Below are 16,098 nucleotides of genomic sequence, written 5' to 3' on the forward strand. Positions count from 1 at the left end.
TAGTTACTACACGTCCAGATTAAGGGCATTCACGGCCTTTGCAAACGAATCGATCCGTATAACCTTATTTGTTCTGGTAGATCTTGTCGAATTCGCCGCCGTCGTCAAAGTGCTTTTTCTGGGCCGCTTTCCAGCCGCCGAAGACGTCATCCACCGTGAACATGGTGATTTGACGGAAGTTGGCGCTGTATTTCTTGAAAGCCTTTTCCGAGCGCGGACGGAAATAGTGCTTGGCGATGATGTCCTGCGCCGCCTCGGTGTAGAGGAAGTTCAGGTAGCCGGTGGCCTGCTTGCGCAAACCGCGACGGTCGACCACCTTGTCGACCACCGCCACCGGCGATTCGGCCAGGATGGAGATCGAAGGATAGACCACCTCGAAGTTGTCGCCGAACTCGGCGCGCACCATGTTGACCTCGTTTTCGAAGGTCACCAGCACATCGCCGATGTCGCGCTGGGTGAAGGTCGTGGTGGCGCCGCGTCCGCCCGCGTCGAGCACCGGCACATTCTTGAAGATCTTGGCGACCAGGTCGCGCGCTTGCGCTTCGGTGCCACCTTTTTTCACTACCGAGCCCCACGCTGCCAGATAGGTATAGCGGCCGTTGCCGGCGGTTTTGGGATTCGGGATGACAACCTTGACGCCGGGCTTGGCCAGGTCGGCCCAATCCTTGATCTGTTTCGGATTGCCCTTGCGGACGAGGTATACCATCGTCGAGTAGAACGGCGCGGCGTTGTTGGGGAACTTCTTGGCCCAGTCCTGCACCACCAAGCCGCGATCGGCCAGCATATCGATGTCATTGGCCTGGTTCATGCTGACAACGGCCGCTTCCATGCCGTCGGCGACGGAGCGGGCCTGCTTCGACGAGCCGCCGTGCGACTGGTTGACGCTGACGGTCTCGCCGGTGGTCTTCTTCCAGTCAGCAACGAATACGGGATTGATGTCCTTGAACAGTTCGCGCGCGACGTCGTAGGAGGCGTTCAGCAGCACAGGCTCGGCGGCGGCGCTGGCATGCAGCGGCAGGCCCATCAAGAGCGCCGAGGCGGCCAGGAACGAGGTGACAACGAGGCGGCGAGCAGGATTTTTGTTGGTCATAATGAGCTTTCGTAATAACAGACGCCCATGGTGTAAAATTTCGCCCGGAAAAGATACGAATTTTTCGTAATATGCTTAGACCGTATGGATTTCGCGAAGTTTTCGTTAAAAACCGTATAACGATTTTTGAAAACATTCGTGGGCAAAAGCAGGGCCAGCCACTAGGCTGTCATAGGGGAAACCGGTGCGTCCGCAACGGCTTTGGCAGCTTGGTGTATAGTCGAATCAGGCACTGAGAAGGCGACTTCATTTTGCTATCGGGAATATTTGTGAGCGTACATGAGTCTTGAAATTCGGAGTCTTGAAGTCCGCATTGCTGTTTCGACAGATGCGGACGCGGCGTGCAACGTCTTGCGCCGTTCTATCTCGGAGTGCTGTGCGCTCGACCACAAAAACGATCCGGCGATCCTGGATGCGTGGTTGGGCAACAAAACGCCGCAGATGGTGGCCAACTGGTTCAGTTCGCCCACCAATTTTTCGCTGGTCGCGGTCAGCGAAGGCATCGTGGTCGGCGTCGCTTTGCTGACCGGGGCAGGGAAGTTGGCTTTATGCTATCTATTGCCGGAAGCACGGGGGCACGGGGTCGGCACGGCCCTGCTGGCGCGCGTCGAGGAGCAGGCTTGCAGTTGGGGCGTCAAGGCCCTGCAGCTGCACAGCACGGCCACCGGCCAGGCGTTTTTCGCGCGGCGCGGCTATGTGGATGCTGGCAAGGTCCGCTCGCCCTATGGCGTCGAGACGGTGTTCTTCTGGAAGCAGCTCGACGAGGCCGGCGTGCCGGACGCGGCCAAGCGTAAACGGTTTTGTAACTGTAATTCAGCGTAAATCAAAGCCGGCCTTGGCCGGCTTTACTTTAATAGCACACGGCCAGTTGCCACGCCTCGCGCCTTGCCGGCGCAGCGCCCACCTCCTCACCCCCAACGAACAGCTTGAGCTCGCCCGGCGCCAGCCTGGTCCACGTCTCGTTCGACGTCAGCGGCTGGGTGGCGATCACGGCGATCCGGTCGTCGAGATGGTTGTGCTTGCTGAAATCGATGCTGAGGTCGCAATCGATCAGTTTGGCGACCGAAAACGGATACTCCCTCACCACGAAATGCAAATCCGTACTGCAATGCGCGAACAGCAGCTCGCCATTGGACAAAATGAAGTTGAAGGTACCGTAATCGGCGATCTCGCCGGCCAGCGTTTCCAGCGTTTGATACAGCAGGTGGCGCGGCGGCGCCTGCTCGAAGCGCAGCGCCAGGCCCGATAGCAGGTGGCAGAAAGCCCGCTCGCTGTCGGTATCGCCCCATGGCGCGTACAGGCTGGGGTTGGGGTTGAACAGTTTCAAATCGCCATTGTGGGCGAACGACCAGGTCTGGCCCCACAGCTCCCGCGTGAACGGGTGGCTGTTTTCCAGCGAGATGCGGCCTTGCGTGGCCTTGCGGATATGCGCGACGACGTTTTTCGCCTTGATCGGGTTTTGCTTGAACTGCGCCGCCAGCGGCGAATCGATCGACGGCAGGAAGTCGGTGTACAGGCGGCAGCCGGTGCTGGTGTGCAGCGCGATGCCCCAGCCGTCCTTGTGTTCGCCCGTGCGTCCGCCCCGTTCGGCAAAGCCCGCGAACGAAAAATCCACGGCGGCAGGCTTGCTGCTGTTCATAGCGAGTAGTTGGCACATGGGTCTGGGGAGTTGGTTGACGATGCCCCACAATAGCCGCGCCCCCATGGGAGCGGAAGGAATGTTTTGGCATATCCATAGGTGAAAGCATTCGTTCTGGTTTTCCCGGGGCGCGCATACGCTGTCGACATTGCCTGTATCCGTCGAGGAACCCATGTCATTTCCCGTTCTACAAAAATACCTGGCGCGTTTATCCGACGCGACCGGCGCCGCCACCAGCATCTGGCTCGATCACGAGGGCAAGGCGCAGGGGCGGTTTTTCAATTGCACCATGAGCAGCGCCTTCCAGCCGGTGCGCCAGCTCGAAACCGGCACGATCCACGCGTACGAGGGGCTGGCGCGCAGCGTGTCGGCGCAGGACATGGGCCTGTCGCTGTGGAAGCTGCTCGACCATGCGGCCAGCGACGACGAGTCCATCGAGCTCGACCGGCTGTGCCGCATGCTGCACTCGATCAATTTCTTCCGCCAGGCCGACACGGCGCCCAATGCCGACGCCGATCTGTACCTGAACGTGCACGACCGCCTGCTCAGCGCCGTCAGCAGCAACCACGGGCACGCATTCCGGCGCATCCTCGACGCGCTGGAGTTGCCGTTGTCGCGCATCGTGCTGCAACTGCCGGCGGCCACGCCGCAGCAGGGCTGGCTGTTGAATTATGTGTCCGACAATTACCGGCGCAACGGTTTCCGTTTCGCCGTCAACGTGGCCAGCGCGCAGGACGGCTTGCAGGTGTTGGACCGTCTGCGTCCGGACGTGTTCAAGCTCGATGCGCGCGAGCTGCACGACACCGAAAATTTGCTGATCTTGCTGCGTCGCTCGGCCGCCGCCAACGTGTCGGTGCTGTTCAAACGGGTGGAAGCGCCGCAGACGCTGACGGTGCTGCGGCAGCTGGGCGAGGCCGCCGGCGTGCCGCTGCTGGCCCAGGGCTATCTGCTCGATGAGCCGCGCGCGGCCTTGCTGCCGCCGCAGTCGGCGCCGCAGCGGGTGGCCGCCGCCGCGTAATCGTCCATCGTGCCCGAACGGGCGGCGCGGCAGGCGCTTTACTAGCGCGATGGCGTTACGCAGCGCCTGCCGTGTTTTTCATTTCCCCCTGCTTACGCTATAGTATCCCTATCGAGTTTTACGGAATAGCTATGGCATCGCGCAGAGAGTTTTTACAGCAGGGCTTGGGGTTGACGGCGGCGGGGTTCTTGTCCGTGCCGTTGATAGGATGTGCATCGGACGGCGCCGCGCGCAAAACCGCCGCGGCCGCCAAGCCGCCGGCGGCGCGAGTGGCGGCCCCGGCTGTTGTCACGCAGTCGCGCACGGCGGGCAGCATGCCGTCGGCATCGACGCAATCGGCGCCGTCGGGCCTCGGTTCGGGCTCGGGCGAGATCGAGCCGCCGCCGGACATCTTCGACGCCCAGCTGCTCGACATGGAATTCTGGCTCAAGCCGCGCACCATCGAGGTCTTCCGTCCGGCCAGCAACGAGCGCGCCAAGCTGCTGTACTGGCGCGACGGCGAGATCATCGAGTCCGCCTACCAGGACTTGTGCCACCTGCTGCGCGACGTCAACGGCAAGGAAACCGCGCGCATCGATCCCAAACTGTTCGAAACCTTGTGGGGCACCCAGGCTTTCGTGCAGCGCTACGGCATCGATACGCCGCTGGAGATCCTGTCGGGCTACCGCACCTCGGCGTCCAACAACAAGCTGCGCGAGGCCGGCGTGCCCGCCGCGCGCCAGTCGCTGCACATCGAAGGCCGCGCCGCCGACATCCGCATCGCCAACCTGAACGCCGAAGTGCTCGGCGGCTTGGTCAAGAGCTTCCGCCAGGGCGGCGTCGGCTTTTACTACCGCGCCGGCCCGCGCGGCGGGTGGATCCACGCGGATACCGGCCTCAAGCGCACCTGGAAGGGTTGACCCGGGCCGCCATCGACGGCGTCTACTCGTAATAGTAGGAGTGGTAGGCGGTCGGCTTCAGGTTGGCCTGCCGCTCGCGGTCGATCGCGCGCGGGTCCACCGGGCGCTCCCACCAGATACGCCAGCCGAGTTCCTGGTCGCGCTTGACTTCGGGATGCTCGTCCATGAACTGGTTCAGAAACTGGCCGAAGTCAGAGACATATTCCCTCCGGCGGGGGGCGAATAAAGATTTGAATTTCATCGTCGATTCCTCCTATCGAGTAAACTGGCGGCTTGGCCAGTCAATGGGATGAGTATGCAAGATAAGAATGAGCCGCCGCGTTTCAAGCCGGTGCCGTGGCAGGGGCTCGAGAGCCCGGCCGATGTCGAACTGTGGATCGAGGAACATAACCTCAGCCTGCAGCAACATATCGGCAAGAACGAAACCGGTTACGGCGTCTGCTTCACGCTGGCCGAGGGCGGCGAGATCTATATGCAGACCACCCAGGACGGCGCGCTGATATTGGATGTTACGCCCGAAGCGCAATGGGTGGCGCCACTGATCATGGCGGCCGCGCGCACCGACGAGGCGCCGCAGGGCTCGCTGTGGGTGCTACCGGACGATAAGCTGGTACAGTTGATGATCGGGCTGAGCGGACTGATCGCCACCTCGATGCTGGTCGTGCGCCACAATTTCGGCCTGCGCCGCCGTATGGGCGCCTGGTAGCGCCTGCCACTATGAGGAATTCCATGCAGACACAGTTCAGTATCGCTTCCGCCATCAAACCCGGGCGCCGCCGCGCGCTGCGGACCGTGGCCATGACCTTGGTGCTCGCGGCCGGCCTGGCGGCGGCTTGGGCGCCGACGACGGCGTCGGCGGCGGACCTGCTGGCCACCGTCAAGGCGCGCGGCACGCTGAAGGTGGCGCTGGAGGGAACGTATCCGCCGTTCAACTACAAGGACCAGAAGACGGGTCAGCTGGCCGGCTACGACGTCGATGTGGCGCGCCTGCTGGCGGCGAAGTTGGGCGTGAAGGTGGAGTTTGTCAGCAGCGAATGGGCCAGCATCCTGGCCGGGCTGTCGGCCAACAAATACGATGTGATCATTTCGCAGGTCGGCATCAATCCCAAGCGCGAGCAGGCGTTCGACTTTTCCACCCCATATATCTATTCGATGCCGCAACTGATCGTGCGCAAGGACGAGAAGGCCGCCTACGCTTCGCTGGCCGATCTGAAGGGCAAGAAGCTCGGCGTGGGGCAGGGCAGCGTCTACGAGCAGCAGGCCAGGGCGGTGCCCGGCATCGACGTGCGCAGCTACGCGGCCGCGCCCGACACCATGTCGGACCTGGCCAGCGGCCGGCTCGACGCCGCGCTCAACGACAGCCTGATGTCGGCCTATCTGCTGAAAATCTCCAAGTTGCCGATCAAGGCCGGCGCCCGGGTCGGCGCGGTCGAGCGCATGGGCATTCCCTTCCACAAGGGCAATCCCGAGTTCAAGGCCGCGCTCAACAAGGCGCTGGCCGACGTCGCCGCCGACGGCAGCCTGAAGGCGATTTCGATCAAATGGTTCGGTACTGACGTCAGCAAGGCGCCCTGAGCATGGCGTGGCAGGACGTGCTGGAGCTGCGCACGCTGCTGGCGGAGGCGGCGCCGGTCATGTTGCGCGGCGCCGGCTACACGGTGATCTTCGCGCTGGCCTCGATGCTGGGCGGGTTGCTGATCGGCTTCCCGGTGGCGGTGATGCGCATCCTGCCGTACCGGCTGCTGCGCTGGCCGGCCACCGTGTATGTCAGCCTGTTCCGGGGCACGCCGCTGCTGGTGCAGATGTTCGTCATCTATTACGGCCTGCCCAGCGTCGGCATCGAATTCACGCCGGTGACGGCCGGCATCCTGGCGCTGAGCCTGAACTCGGGCGCGTTCCTGTCCGAAAGCCTGCGCGGCGCCATCGGCGCGGTCAGCCAGGGGCAGTGGGCGGCCAGCTACAGCCTCGGACTCGGTTACTGGAGCACCTTGCGCCACGTGGTGTTGCCGCAGGCGCTAAGGATCGCGGTGCCGGCGATGAGCAACACCTTGATCAGCCTGATCAAGGACACCTCGCTGGTGTCGGTCATCACCATGACCGAGCTGATGCTCTCGACCAAGGAAGTGATCGCCACCACGTTCCGGCCGTTGCCGCTGTACCTGGCCGCGGCGCTGATCTACTGGGCGCTGAGCCTGCTGTTTGAGGCGCTGCAACGACGCGCCGAACAACGTTTGAACCGTGCACATCGCTAACTTCCCGTGTTTTCTCGACATCGCCACCCGTAAATGCTAGTCTAACCCCATACCCCCAAGCGGGGGTCAGTGCCGACATTCGGACACGAGCTCCGCCAACGTCTGCATGGCGGCGCCGGGCTCCGGGCCAGATTCGCCATTGAAGCATGAGTCCGTGTCCGAATGTCGGCACTGACCCCGGAGTTGCGGAGTTGGGGTTACGCAAAGGGAGGGTATGGAGAAGCAAACGTCCGGTACCGAGTCGCTGGGCCGCGGGCAGCCGATCACCGAGGAGCGCCTCGGCGGGCTGGCGTCCCTGGCGCCCTATGAGGCCATGATGGCCACCATCGGCGAGTCCACCGTGCCCGCCGCCGGCTTCGCCGAGACCGGCACGGCCGTCGTCGAGACCTCCTATTTCAACGATATCTATCTGCTGGCGCCGGTCGGCTATTTCGTGCTCGGCTTCGACACCGCCATCCTGCAGATGAACGTGGTCGGCGCCGATTTGCTGGGCTTGTCACGCGGGCATCCCGAGCAGGCGTCGTTCCGCCAGTTCGTCGCGCCACGCTTCCACGAGGACTTCGACCGCTTCGTGCGGCACGCCCTCAACAGTGCGCAGCCCGAGCAGTGCGACCTGCAGATGGTGCGCGGGCGCAACCAGCAGGGCTTCCCCGTCACCCTGCGCGCCAGCGCCGACGCCAGCGGCCAGGCGCTGCGGGTGGTGGTCGAGCTGGCCGAGGGCAAGACCGCCGCGCTCGAACGCAGCGAGGAGCGCTTCCGCCGCATCGTCCATTGCGCCGAGGAGGGCATCTGGGAAATCGATGCCAGCGCGCGCACCAGCTTTGTCAATCCGAAGATGGCGCAGATGCTCGGCTATACGATCGAGGAAATGCTCGACCAGCCGCTGGTGGCGTTCATGGACGACGAGGGCCGCGCCATCCTCGAGCGCAACATCGCGCGGCGCCAGCGCGGCGTGGCCGAGCGCCACGAGTTCAAGTTCCTGCGCAAGGACCGCGCCGAGCTGTGGGTGACCCTGGCGACCAATCCCATCTTCGATGGCGAAGGCGGCTACCTGGGCGCGCTGGCGCTGGTGAGCGACATCACGGCGACCCGCGCCTCGACCGAACTGATCTGGCAGCAGGCCAACTTCGACAGCCTGACCGCCTTGCCCAACCGCCACATGTTCCACGACCGGCTGGCGCAGGAGGTCAAGAAGGCGCGCCGCGAGGGCGTGCTGCTGGGACTGCTTTTCATCGACCTCGACGGCTTCAAGCGGGTCAACGACACCCTGGGCCACGACCAGGGCGATGTGTTGCTGGTCGAAGCGGCGCACCGCATCGGCGCCTGCGTGCGTACCTCCGACACGGTAGCGCGCCTGGGCGGCGACGAGTTCACCGTCATCCTGACGGGACTGGAGCAGATCAGCGCCATCGAACGCATCGCGCAGACCATCCTGGCGCGGCTGAACCGGCCGTTTACCCTGGGCGTGGCCCATCCGTCGGTGTCGGCCAGCATCGGCATTTCGGTGTTCCCGGCCGACGCCAATTCCCCCGAGGCGCTGCTGCGCAACGCCGACCAGGCCATGTACGCGGCCAAGCAGAGCGGGCGCAACCGCTATAGCTATTTCACGCCGGAACTGCAAAAGGCGGCGCAGGCGCGCCAGCAGGTCACCGTCGACTTGCGAACGGCGCTGTCGGGCCAGCAGTTCGAGTTGCATTACCAGCCCATCGTCAACCTGCGCAGCGGCCAGATCGAGCGCGCCGAGGCGCTGCTGCGCTGGCGCCATCCGCGCCGCGGCCTGCTGGCGCCGGCCGAGTTCCTGCCGTTCGCCGAATCGGGCGGGCTGATGATGGAGATCGGCGACTGGGTGTTCCGCCAGGCCGCCAGGCAGGCCCGGCAGTGGCAGGACGAGCTCGGTTCGGGCTTTCAGGTGGGCATCAACCAGTCGTCGGCGCAGTTTCGCGGCGACACGGCGCTGTATGTCGGCTGGCTCGAGCACGCGGCCGCGCTGGGCCTGTCGCCGCGCAGCCTGATCATCGAGATCACCGAGGGCGTGCTGCTCGACGGCGCCGCCCAGGTCGGCGACCGCCTGCGCGAGTTGCGCGAGATGGGCTTGCAGGTGGCGCTGGACAACTTCGGCACCGGCTATTCGTCGCTGGCCCACCTCAAGCATTTCGGCATCGACCTGCTCAAGCTCGATCACAGCTTCATCCAGCACCTGGCCAACGACAGCGGCGACCTGGCCATGTGCGAGGCGCTGATCCTGATGGCCCACAAGCTGGGGCTGCGGGTGGTGGCGGAGGGTGTCGAGACGGTGGCCCAGAGCAATCTGCTGGAGCTGGCAGGCTGCGATTTCGCGCAGGGCTATGTGTACGCACAGCCGATGCCGGCCGAGGCGTTCAGCGCGCTGGCGCGCCAGGGACTACCGAGGCTGAATTGATTGTGTAGGGCGGACTAGCGGGTGAGGCCCGCCAATCCGCCCCGGGGGCCCACAGGAGGAGGCGGCCTACCTGCCGGTAGACCTTAAGAGGCGGCACGCCGTAATCCGCCAAGCTTCGTCGGCGGCGCATGGATGGCGGATTACGCTGCGCTAATCCGCCCTACGTGTTGCAGATGGTAAATTGGCGCGCTGGATTAGCGCAGACTCAGCAGCGAAACCACGCGCTCGCGGCTGATGCCGGCCAGCGCCGACGTGATCGACAGCAGCGACTGGTAGCCGGGCTGCCTGGCGGTCGTCACGAAGTTCTGCGCGACCTGCTCCATGCCGTCGGTGGTGCCGGACGGCACCGCGTTCTTGACCCGCGCGGCGGCCTGGTTGAGCGCCGTTTGCACCGAGGCGATCGAGCGTTCCACCTGCGCCAGCGCCTGCAGCACTTGCTGCAAGGTGGTGCGGATCGATTCGACATCGGCCGTCTGCCAGTTGTCCGGGTCGACCACCGGCGCCTGCGCCTCGGCCTTGACGCGGTTCAACTGGCCGGTGGGGAAGCGCTGTCCGCCGCCCTGCACGGCGATGGTGTCGCGGATATTGCCCCATTGCGATTCGGCGACGGAAAATTCCAGCTGGCCGTCCTCGCCCAAGGCGGCGCGCACGCCGCTTGGCGCCAGCGCCGTGTCGAAGCGCTGGGCGATCTGCTGGTCGGTCAGGCCCGGCTCGAGCACCACCGAACTGAGGTTTTGCCCGCCCAGCGAGATGGCCAGCACCTCGCGCCCGCCGGGGCGCAGGTTGGTCAGGTTCATGCCGCGCACGTTGAAGCGCGTGTTGGTGGCCTGGTTGCTGAAGTTGAGCTGGGAGTCGAGGGTGCCGCCGGACGCCTGCGAACGGTTGCGCCAGCTGTTGCTGAACTGGCGCACCCGCGCCTCCAGGGTGCCGTCGGCGCGCTGGCGGTTGGCCAGGCGCGCGCTCAGGTCGGCCTTGAGGTTGCGCAGCTGGGCCGCGCTTTGTTCGAGGAAGTCGAGCGCTTGCTGGGCGCCGGAGATTTCGCCCTGCAGCGGCTGGTCCATATTGGTCAGGCCGCGGCGCAACGGCGCCGCCGAGGTCGGCGTCGGGTTGACCGGGGTGGCCGTGGCCGCGTTCTCGCCGTTCAGCCCGAGCGCGGTGCCGTCCACCGCGCTGGCATTGCCGGCGCCGCCGGGGACAATGACGGTGGGAGCGGGTTGGGGCGAGATTTGCATACGCTAGGATGGTGACGTGGTGACGCGGTTACAGGATGCTGAACAACGACAGGTTGCTCACCTTGGAATAGGCCTTGTACGATGCTTCGAGCGACAGATTATACCCGGACAGCTCGGTGGCGGCCTCGGCGTAATCGAGCTGTGACAGGTCCACGATGGCGGTCTTGTTGGACAGGCTGACGTTGGCGTGGTTGTCGTCGAGCGTGCTCATGATGTTCTGGGCGCCCCCCAGTTCGGCGATCTTACCGGCCAGCAGGTCGAGCGTGGCCGTGGCGCTGTCCATGTTGTCGGTCAGCGTGGTGCGCAGCCCCGGGTCGCCGGCGGACATGGCGGGATCGGACAGCGCGGCGATGGTGGCGCTCAGCTTGGTCAGCAAGTGCTGCAAGCCGTCGACGTTGACGTTGACGGTCTGCGTGATGCCGTTGCCGATGACGGTCTTTTGCTGGCCCGGATTGCCCATGTAGGCGTAGGTCGCCGGCGGGCCGGCCGTGGCCTGCATCGGCTCGATGTCCGTTGCGGTGCCGGAAAAGATGTAGCGGCCTTCCTGGTCCTTCTGGTTGGCGGTGTAAAGCAGGCTGTCGCGCAACGCGCTCAGCGAGGTGACGGTCGCCTTCAGGTCGGCCGTCGAGTTGCTGCCGTCCGTGGCCTGCACCAGCAGGTCGTTGAGCGAGGTGATGTCGCGCGTCATGCTGCTCAGGTATTCTTCGTTGCTGTTCAAGCGGATCTTGGAGGCGGCGATGTTGTCGCGGTACTGTCCGACGATGGCTTCCTCGCGCGTCAGGCGCGAAATGCGCACCGCGCCGATCGGATCGTCCGACGGCACCATGATGCGGGTGCGCGCGGCCATCTGCTCGGTCAGCTTGGAGACCCAGCTTTGGTTTTCCTGCAGGCCACGGTTCATGGTGGCCTGGAATTGACTGGAGGCGATACGCATGACGTTTCCTTAATTAAACATTTGCAAGGTGGCGTCGAACAGGTTGTTCGCCACCGAGATGACCTTCATATTGGCCTGGTACATGTTCTGGAACTCGATCAGGTTGATCGCTTCCTCGTCGCGGTTGACGGCGCTGGTGGACTTCCAGTCGTCTTCGGACTGCTGACGGATGGTGGTGGCGGTCTTGAGCAGCGCCTGGTTTTGCTGGCTTTCGACGGCCAGCTTGCCGACCACCTGGGTATCGGCGTCGTTGAGCAGCACGCTGCCCAGGCCGGTCAACGTGATCGGCTGGCTCTTGATATCGATGAGCACCTGCAAATTGCTGCTGTCGCCCGGGGTGCCGTCGTTGGAGAAGGCCAGGCCGGCCGCCGTGATGGTCGGATCGATGCCCAGCAGGCCGGTGGCGCTGGATGGGTTGAACACGAACAGGTCCGTGCCGTGCACGCCGGGCGCGGTGTAGCCCAGTTTGAGCTGGTCGTTGACCAATGTCGACATCTGCTCGGCGATCTCGGAGATCGATGTTTGCAGCGGCTCGAGGGTTTTTTTCAGGAAATCTCCCAGGCCGCCCAACTGGCCGCCGACCTTGGTGTCGTCGAGCTTGAACTTGGTGCCGGCGAAGGTCAGGTTCAGCGTTTGCGTGCCCGACAGCGTCTCGAAACCGAGCGTGGCCGCCATGTCGGTGATCACCAGCGGCTGGCCGCTCTTGAGCGACACGCTGACGCTGCCGTCGGGATTGTTGAGCACTTCCACCGCCACCTGCGCCGACACGTCGTCGATCAGCTGTTCGCGCTGGTCGATCAGGCCAGAGGTGCTGGTGCCGGCGGAGCCGACCTGGATGATTTGCTTGTTGAGCGCGGCGATGCCGGCCAGCGATTCGTTGATCGACGGCAGCATCGTGGTGCGCTGCTGGTCGACCGAGACGCGCTGGGTCGCGGTCAGGTTGTAGATGCTGTTGATCTGTTGCGACATCGCGTTGGCCATCGTGATGACCTGCTGGCGCAGCGGCGTCGAGGTCGGATCGACGGCGGCCGCGTTGAGCGCCTTGAAGAAGTTGTCGACCCCGTAGCTGATGCTCGAGGTCTTGTCGGCCATCACCTTTTCCAGCTGGGTCAGGTAGGGCTGGATCTGCCCGCGCTGGCCAAGGTCCGAGTTGGCGCGCCACATCTGCTGCGACTTGTAGGAATCGCTAAAGCGCAGCAGCGCGCCGACCTGCACACCGTTGCCCGGGCTGTTGACGCCGGGATCGGAACCGATCGACTGCAACAGCACGCCCTGGCGGGTGTAGCCCTTGGTCTGCAGGTTGGCGACGTTCTGGCTGGCGGTGTTGATGGCGGCTTGGGCGGCCAGGGCGCCGGACAATGCATTGTATGAGATGCTCATGGTGCTGGGTCTTTCCTGGTGAAGGCCGAAGGAGCGGTCGCTTGCAGCGCTAACGCTGGCACGAGCGCTCCGTTATCAGTACAAGGCGACAGCGAAGCGGCCAGGATTAAGCGCTGCCCGCATAAAATTTCCGTTCGGGAAGTTTTCCCGGCTCAGGCGGCCGGTGCGGCGCCGTTCACGCCGGCCGGGGAGGCCGGAGCGGCGTCGGCTTTCGGCGCCGCCGCCACCGGGGCCGCCGCCGGCAGCAACTGGCGCAGGATGACGTCGGCCACGCCGAAGGCGCGGCGGCCGGCCATCTGGTCGGCCACCAGGTTGTCGGCCATGTCCAGCATGTCCTGGTTGACCTTGTTTTTGAAGACGCTGTCCTCGGCCGACAGTTCGCGCGTGCCCGAGCGCATCTGGTGCAGCATGTGGCTGATGAAGAAACTCTCGAACTTGACGGCCGCCTGCGTGACCTTGGCGCGGTAGGCCGGATCGACCGTGTCGCCCGGCTGGGCCGCCGCCGGCGCCACATGCACGTCGCTCAGCTTGTCGGCGATGCCGGGAATCAGCTTGCTGGGATCGAAAGGGGCTTGGATGCTCATGGGGCGCTTTCAGTGACGATTAGATGACGACCAGTTCGCCTTCGATGGCACCGGCGTGGTCGAGCGCCTGCAGGATCGCCATGATGTCGTCGGGCGAGGCGCCCAGGCTGTTGATGACGTCGATGATGCCTTGCAGCTTGGCGCCGGCCGGCCAGTTGAACATCTGGCCCGAGCCCTGGTCGACGCTGACCTGCGATTGCGGCGTGGCCACGGTGTTGCCGGCGGCCAGGGCGTTCGGCTGGCTGACCTTGGTGCTCTCGGAGATCACCACCTTGAGCGAGCCGTGGGTGACGGCGGCCGCGCGCACGCGCAGGCCCTCGGCGATGACCACGGTGCCGGTGCGCGAATTGAACACTACTTTCGGCGAATCGTCGCCGACGTCGATCGACAGCGCTTCGAGCTTGGCCATGAACGCGATGCGCTGGGTCGGGTTGGCCGGGGCCACCACGTCGACGCTGGTGGCGTCGCTGGCGGTGGCGATGTCGCCGAAGCGCTTGTTGATCGAATCGACAATATTGATGGCGGTCTGGAAGTGCGGGTGGCGCAGCGACAGGCGCACGCTTGGCTTGGTGGCGAAATCGGTGGCGATCTCGCGTTCGATCGCCGCGCCGCTCGGGATGCGGCCCGAGGTCGGGGTGTTGACGGTCACCGACGAGCCGCTCTTGCCCTGGGCGCTGAAGCCGCCGACCACCACGTTGCCCTGGGCCAGCGCGTAGACTTCGTTGTCGGCCGCGCGCAGCGGGGTCAGCAGCAGGGCGCCGCCGCGCAGGCTCTTGGCGTCGCCCATCGACGACACCACCACGTCGATGTTCTGGCCCTTGCGGTAGCCGGGCGGGAACACCGCCGACACCATCACGGTGGCGACGTTTTTCGATTTGGCGTCGGTGCCGTCGGGCACCTTGACGCCGAACTGCTTGAGCATGTTGATGACGGACTGGCTGGCGAACTTGACCTGGGTCGAGTCGCCGCTGCCGTTCAGGCCCACCACCAGGCCGTAGCCGACCAGCGGATTGTCACGCATGCCTTCGACGGCGACCAGGTTGCGCAGCACTTGCGCGGCCTGCGCCGGCACCGTCGCGGTCAGCGTCAGGCACAGCGTCAAGGGCAGGGCGAGAATGCGGTGCAGCTTGCGGAAGTTCATGATGTTCATCCAGGTAATTAAAACGGCCGCCGTTAAAACGGCATATATGGACCGGTGAAGAAACGCGACAGCCAGCCGGCCGATTGCGTGTCGGCCAAGGTGCCCTGGGCCGAGTAGGCGATGCGGGCGTTGGCGATGCGCAGCGACGACACCTGGTTGTTGGCGTCGATGTCGGCCGCGCGCAGGTAGCCGCGCAGGCGGACGAATTCCTCGCCCTGGTTCAGGGTCAGCGTTTTTTCGCCGGACACGCGCAGCAGGCCGTTGGGCAGCACTTCCTGCACGATCACGGTGATGGCGCCGGTCAAAGCGTTCTGCTGGGTGCTGGTGGCGTCGCCGGCGAAGTTGGTCGACGAGCCCAGGCCGATGGATGCTTTGGGGAACACCTTGCCCAACAGGCTGGGGGCGTTGATGTTGTTGTCCGAATCCTTGGAATAGCTGGTGCCGGCCTTCTTGCTGGCCTGCGTGGTTTCCTGCAGGCTCACGGTGACGACGTCGCCGACGCGGAAGGCGCGGCTGTCGGAGGTCAGCGACAGGCCGACGTCGGGACTGTAGACGCCGCCCGAGCTGCCCTTCGGTCCCATCACGCGCGAGATCGTCGGCGCCTCGTCGGACGGACCGGGGCGCACCGGCGGCGGTTGGATCGCGGCACACCCGGCCAGCAGCGAGGCCGCGACCACCAGTGCCAGGGTGTGCGATGCGGCTTTCATCAGCGTGCCGCCTGCGCCAGGTATTGCAGCATGTTGTCGGCGGCCGACAGCACCTTGGTGTTCATTTCGTAGGTGCGCTGGGCGGCGATCATGTCGACCATTTCCTCGACCACTTGCACATTCGAGCCTTCCAGGGTGCCTTGCTTGAGCTTGCCCCACTGGGCGGTGCCCGGCGCGCCTTCGGTCGGTGTGCCGCTCGAGGCGGTTTCGGCGAACAGGTTCTCGCCCAGCGCCATCAGGCCGGTCGGGTTGATGAAGCTGGTCAGGGTCAGCTGGCCCAGCTGGCTCGGGGTGGCGGTGCCGGCGATGGTGGCCGAGACGGTGCCGTCCTCGCCGATGGTCAGCGCGGTGGCGGTCGGCGGCACGGTGATCTGCGGGATTAGCGGCAGGCCGTGGGCGTTGACCAGGATGCCGTTGGCGTCGACCTGCAACTGGCCGGCGCGGGTGTAGGCGGTCTCGCCGTTGGGCTGGCGCACGGCCATGAAACCGTTGCCCATGACGGCGACGTCGAGGTCGCGGCCGGTCGTTTGCAGGCTGCCGTTGGTGAACACTTTTTGCGTGCCGACCATGTGCACGCCGTTACCGAGCTGCACGCCCGACGGCGCCAGCGTGTTGTTGTCGGCCACTTGCGCGCCCGGCTGCTGTTCGATCGAGTAGAACAGGTCCTCGAACACCACGCGGTCGCGCTTGAAGCCGACGGTGTTGGCGTTGGCGAGGTTGTTGGCGATGGCTTGCAGTTTCTGGTCTTGCGCCTGCACACCGGTCTTGCTGATCCACATTGCTGGATTCATGAATTGCTCCTG

At 64.8% G+C, this 16,098-nt stretch carries 17 protein-coding genes; 7 read left to right on the forward strand and 10 right to left on the reverse strand.

The window, feature by feature from the left end; all coding sequences use genetic code 11:
• Positions 1–64 precede the first annotated feature (64 nt).
• Complete coding sequence (locus NHH73_13445; protein ID USX29223.1) at positions 65–1,090, reverse strand: sulfate ABC transporter substrate-binding protein; 1,026 nt, start codon at positions 1,088–1,090, stop codon at positions 65–67.
• Positions 1,091–1,369: 279 nt separating this feature from the next.
• On the opposite strand from NHH73_13445, the gene NHH73_13450 reads away from it, so the two are divergent.
• Positions 1,370–1,912, forward strand: a complete 543-nt coding sequence (locus tag NHH73_13450; GenBank protein ID USX29224.1) for a GNAT family N-acetyltransferase — start codon at positions 1,370–1,372, stop codon at positions 1,910–1,912.
• A 28-nt stretch (positions 1,913–1,940) separates the two neighbouring features.
• Here the strand turns inward: NHH73_13450 and NHH73_13455 are convergent, their stop codons facing one another.
• Positions 1,941–2,729, reverse strand: coding sequence for a class II glutamine amidotransferase (locus tag NHH73_13455; protein ID USX29225.1), 789 nt, complete (start codon positions 2,727–2,729; stop codon positions 1,941–1,943).
• Between the two features lie 172 nt (positions 2,730–2,901).
• Here NHH73_13455 and NHH73_13460 point away from each other — a divergent pair, with 172 nt between their 5' ends.
• Both NHH73_13460 and NHH73_13465 read left to right on the forward strand, forming a co-directional pair.
• Positions 2,902–3,747, forward strand: a complete 846-nt coding sequence (locus NHH73_13460; protein USX29226.1) for an EAL domain-containing protein — start codon at positions 2,902–2,904, stop codon at positions 3,745–3,747.
• 131 nt (positions 3,748–3,878) lie between these two features.
• Positions 3,879–4,646: a DUF882 domain-containing protein gene (locus tag NHH73_13465; protein USX29227.1), complete on the forward strand. Its 768-nt coding sequence runs from the start codon at positions 3,879–3,881 to the stop codon at positions 4,644–4,646.
• 22 nt (positions 4,647–4,668) lie between these two features.
• On the opposite strand, the gene NHH73_13470 is transcribed toward NHH73_13465, so the two are convergent.
• On the reverse strand, positions 4,669–4,812 hold the full coding sequence (locus NHH73_13470) for a DUF3460 family protein (protein ID USX29228.1): 144 nt from the start codon (positions 4,810–4,812) through the stop codon (positions 4,669–4,671).
• A 129-nt stretch (positions 4,813–4,941) separates the two neighbouring features.
• Between NHH73_13470 and NHH73_13475 the strand changes: the two genes are divergently transcribed.
• The 4 genes from NHH73_13475 (at position 4,942) to NHH73_13490 (ending at position 9,317) form a co-directional block, all read left to right on the forward strand.
• The gene (locus NHH73_13475; GenBank protein USX29229.1) at positions 4,942–5,352 is read left to right on the forward strand and encodes a hypothetical protein; all 411 of its coding nucleotides are present in this window, start codon (positions 4,942–4,944) and stop codon (positions 5,350–5,352) included.
• A gap of 92 nt (positions 5,353–5,444) precedes the next feature.
• A complete protein-coding gene (locus NHH73_13480; GenBank protein USX29624.1) occupies positions 5,445–6,221 on the forward strand; it encodes a transporter substrate-binding domain-containing protein in 777 nt (258 codons plus the stop codon).
• Positions 6,222–6,223: 2 nt separating this feature from the next.
• The gene (locus NHH73_13485) at positions 6,224–6,898 is read left to right on the forward strand and encodes an amino acid ABC transporter permease (GenBank protein ID USX29230.1); all 675 of its coding nucleotides are present in this window, start codon (positions 6,224–6,226) and stop codon (positions 6,896–6,898) included.
• Positions 6,899–7,112: 214 nt separating this feature from the next.
• Positions 7,113–9,317, forward strand: coding sequence for an EAL domain-containing protein (locus tag NHH73_13490; GenBank protein USX29231.1), 2,205 nt, complete (start codon positions 7,113–7,115; stop codon positions 9,315–9,317).
• 194 nt (positions 9,318–9,511) lie between these two features.
• On the opposite strand, the gene NHH73_13495 is transcribed toward NHH73_13490, so the two are convergent.
• The 7 genes from NHH73_13495 to flgG form a co-directional block, all read right to left on the reverse strand.
• The gene (locus NHH73_13495; protein USX29232.1) at positions 9,512–10,549 is read right to left on the reverse strand and encodes a hypothetical protein; all 1,038 of its coding nucleotides are present in this window, start codon (positions 10,547–10,549) and stop codon (positions 9,512–9,514) included.
• A gap of 28 nt (positions 10,550–10,577) precedes the next feature.
• Positions 10,578–11,483, reverse strand: coding sequence for a flagellar hook-associated protein FlgL (gene flgL / locus NHH73_13500; GenBank protein USX29233.1), 906 nt, complete (start codon positions 11,481–11,483; stop codon positions 10,578–10,580).
• Positions 11,484–11,492: 9 nt separating this feature from the next.
• Entirely contained in the window at positions 11,493–12,863 is a 1,371-nt protein-coding gene (gene flgK, locus NHH73_13505) for a flagellar hook-associated protein FlgK (GenBank protein USX29234.1), read from the reverse strand.
• A 152-nt stretch (positions 12,864–13,015) separates the two neighbouring features.
• Positions 13,016–13,447 carry a rod-binding protein gene (locus NHH73_13510; GenBank protein ID USX29235.1) on the reverse strand — a complete coding sequence of 144 codons (432 nt, stop codon included), beginning with the start codon at positions 13,445–13,447 and terminating at the stop codon, positions 13,016–13,018.
• Between the two features lie 19 nt (positions 13,448–13,466).
• Complete coding sequence (locus NHH73_13515) at positions 13,467–14,588, reverse strand: flagellar basal body P-ring protein FlgI (GenBank protein USX29236.1); 1,122 nt, start codon at positions 14,586–14,588, stop codon at positions 13,467–13,469.
• Between the two features lie 32 nt (positions 14,589–14,620).
• A complete protein-coding gene (gene flgH, locus NHH73_13520) occupies positions 14,621–15,295 on the reverse strand; it encodes a flagellar basal body L-ring protein FlgH (protein ID USX29237.1) in 675 nt (224 codons plus the stop codon).
• Positions 15,295–16,086 (reverse strand): flagellar basal-body rod protein FlgG, encoded by a 792-nt coding sequence (flgG, locus tag NHH73_13525; protein USX29238.1) that lies wholly within the window; start codon positions 16,084–16,086, stop codon positions 15,295–15,297. The genes flgH and flgG overlap by 1 nt, the downstream gene beginning before the upstream one ends.
• Positions 16,087–16,098: the final 12 nt, after the last annotated feature.

The sequence above is a fragment of the Oxalobacteraceae bacterium OTU3CINTB1 genome, from assembly GCA_024123955.1.
Taxonomy (GTDB): Bacteria; Pseudomonadota; Gammaproteobacteria; order Burkholderiales; family Burkholderiaceae_D; genus Rugamonas.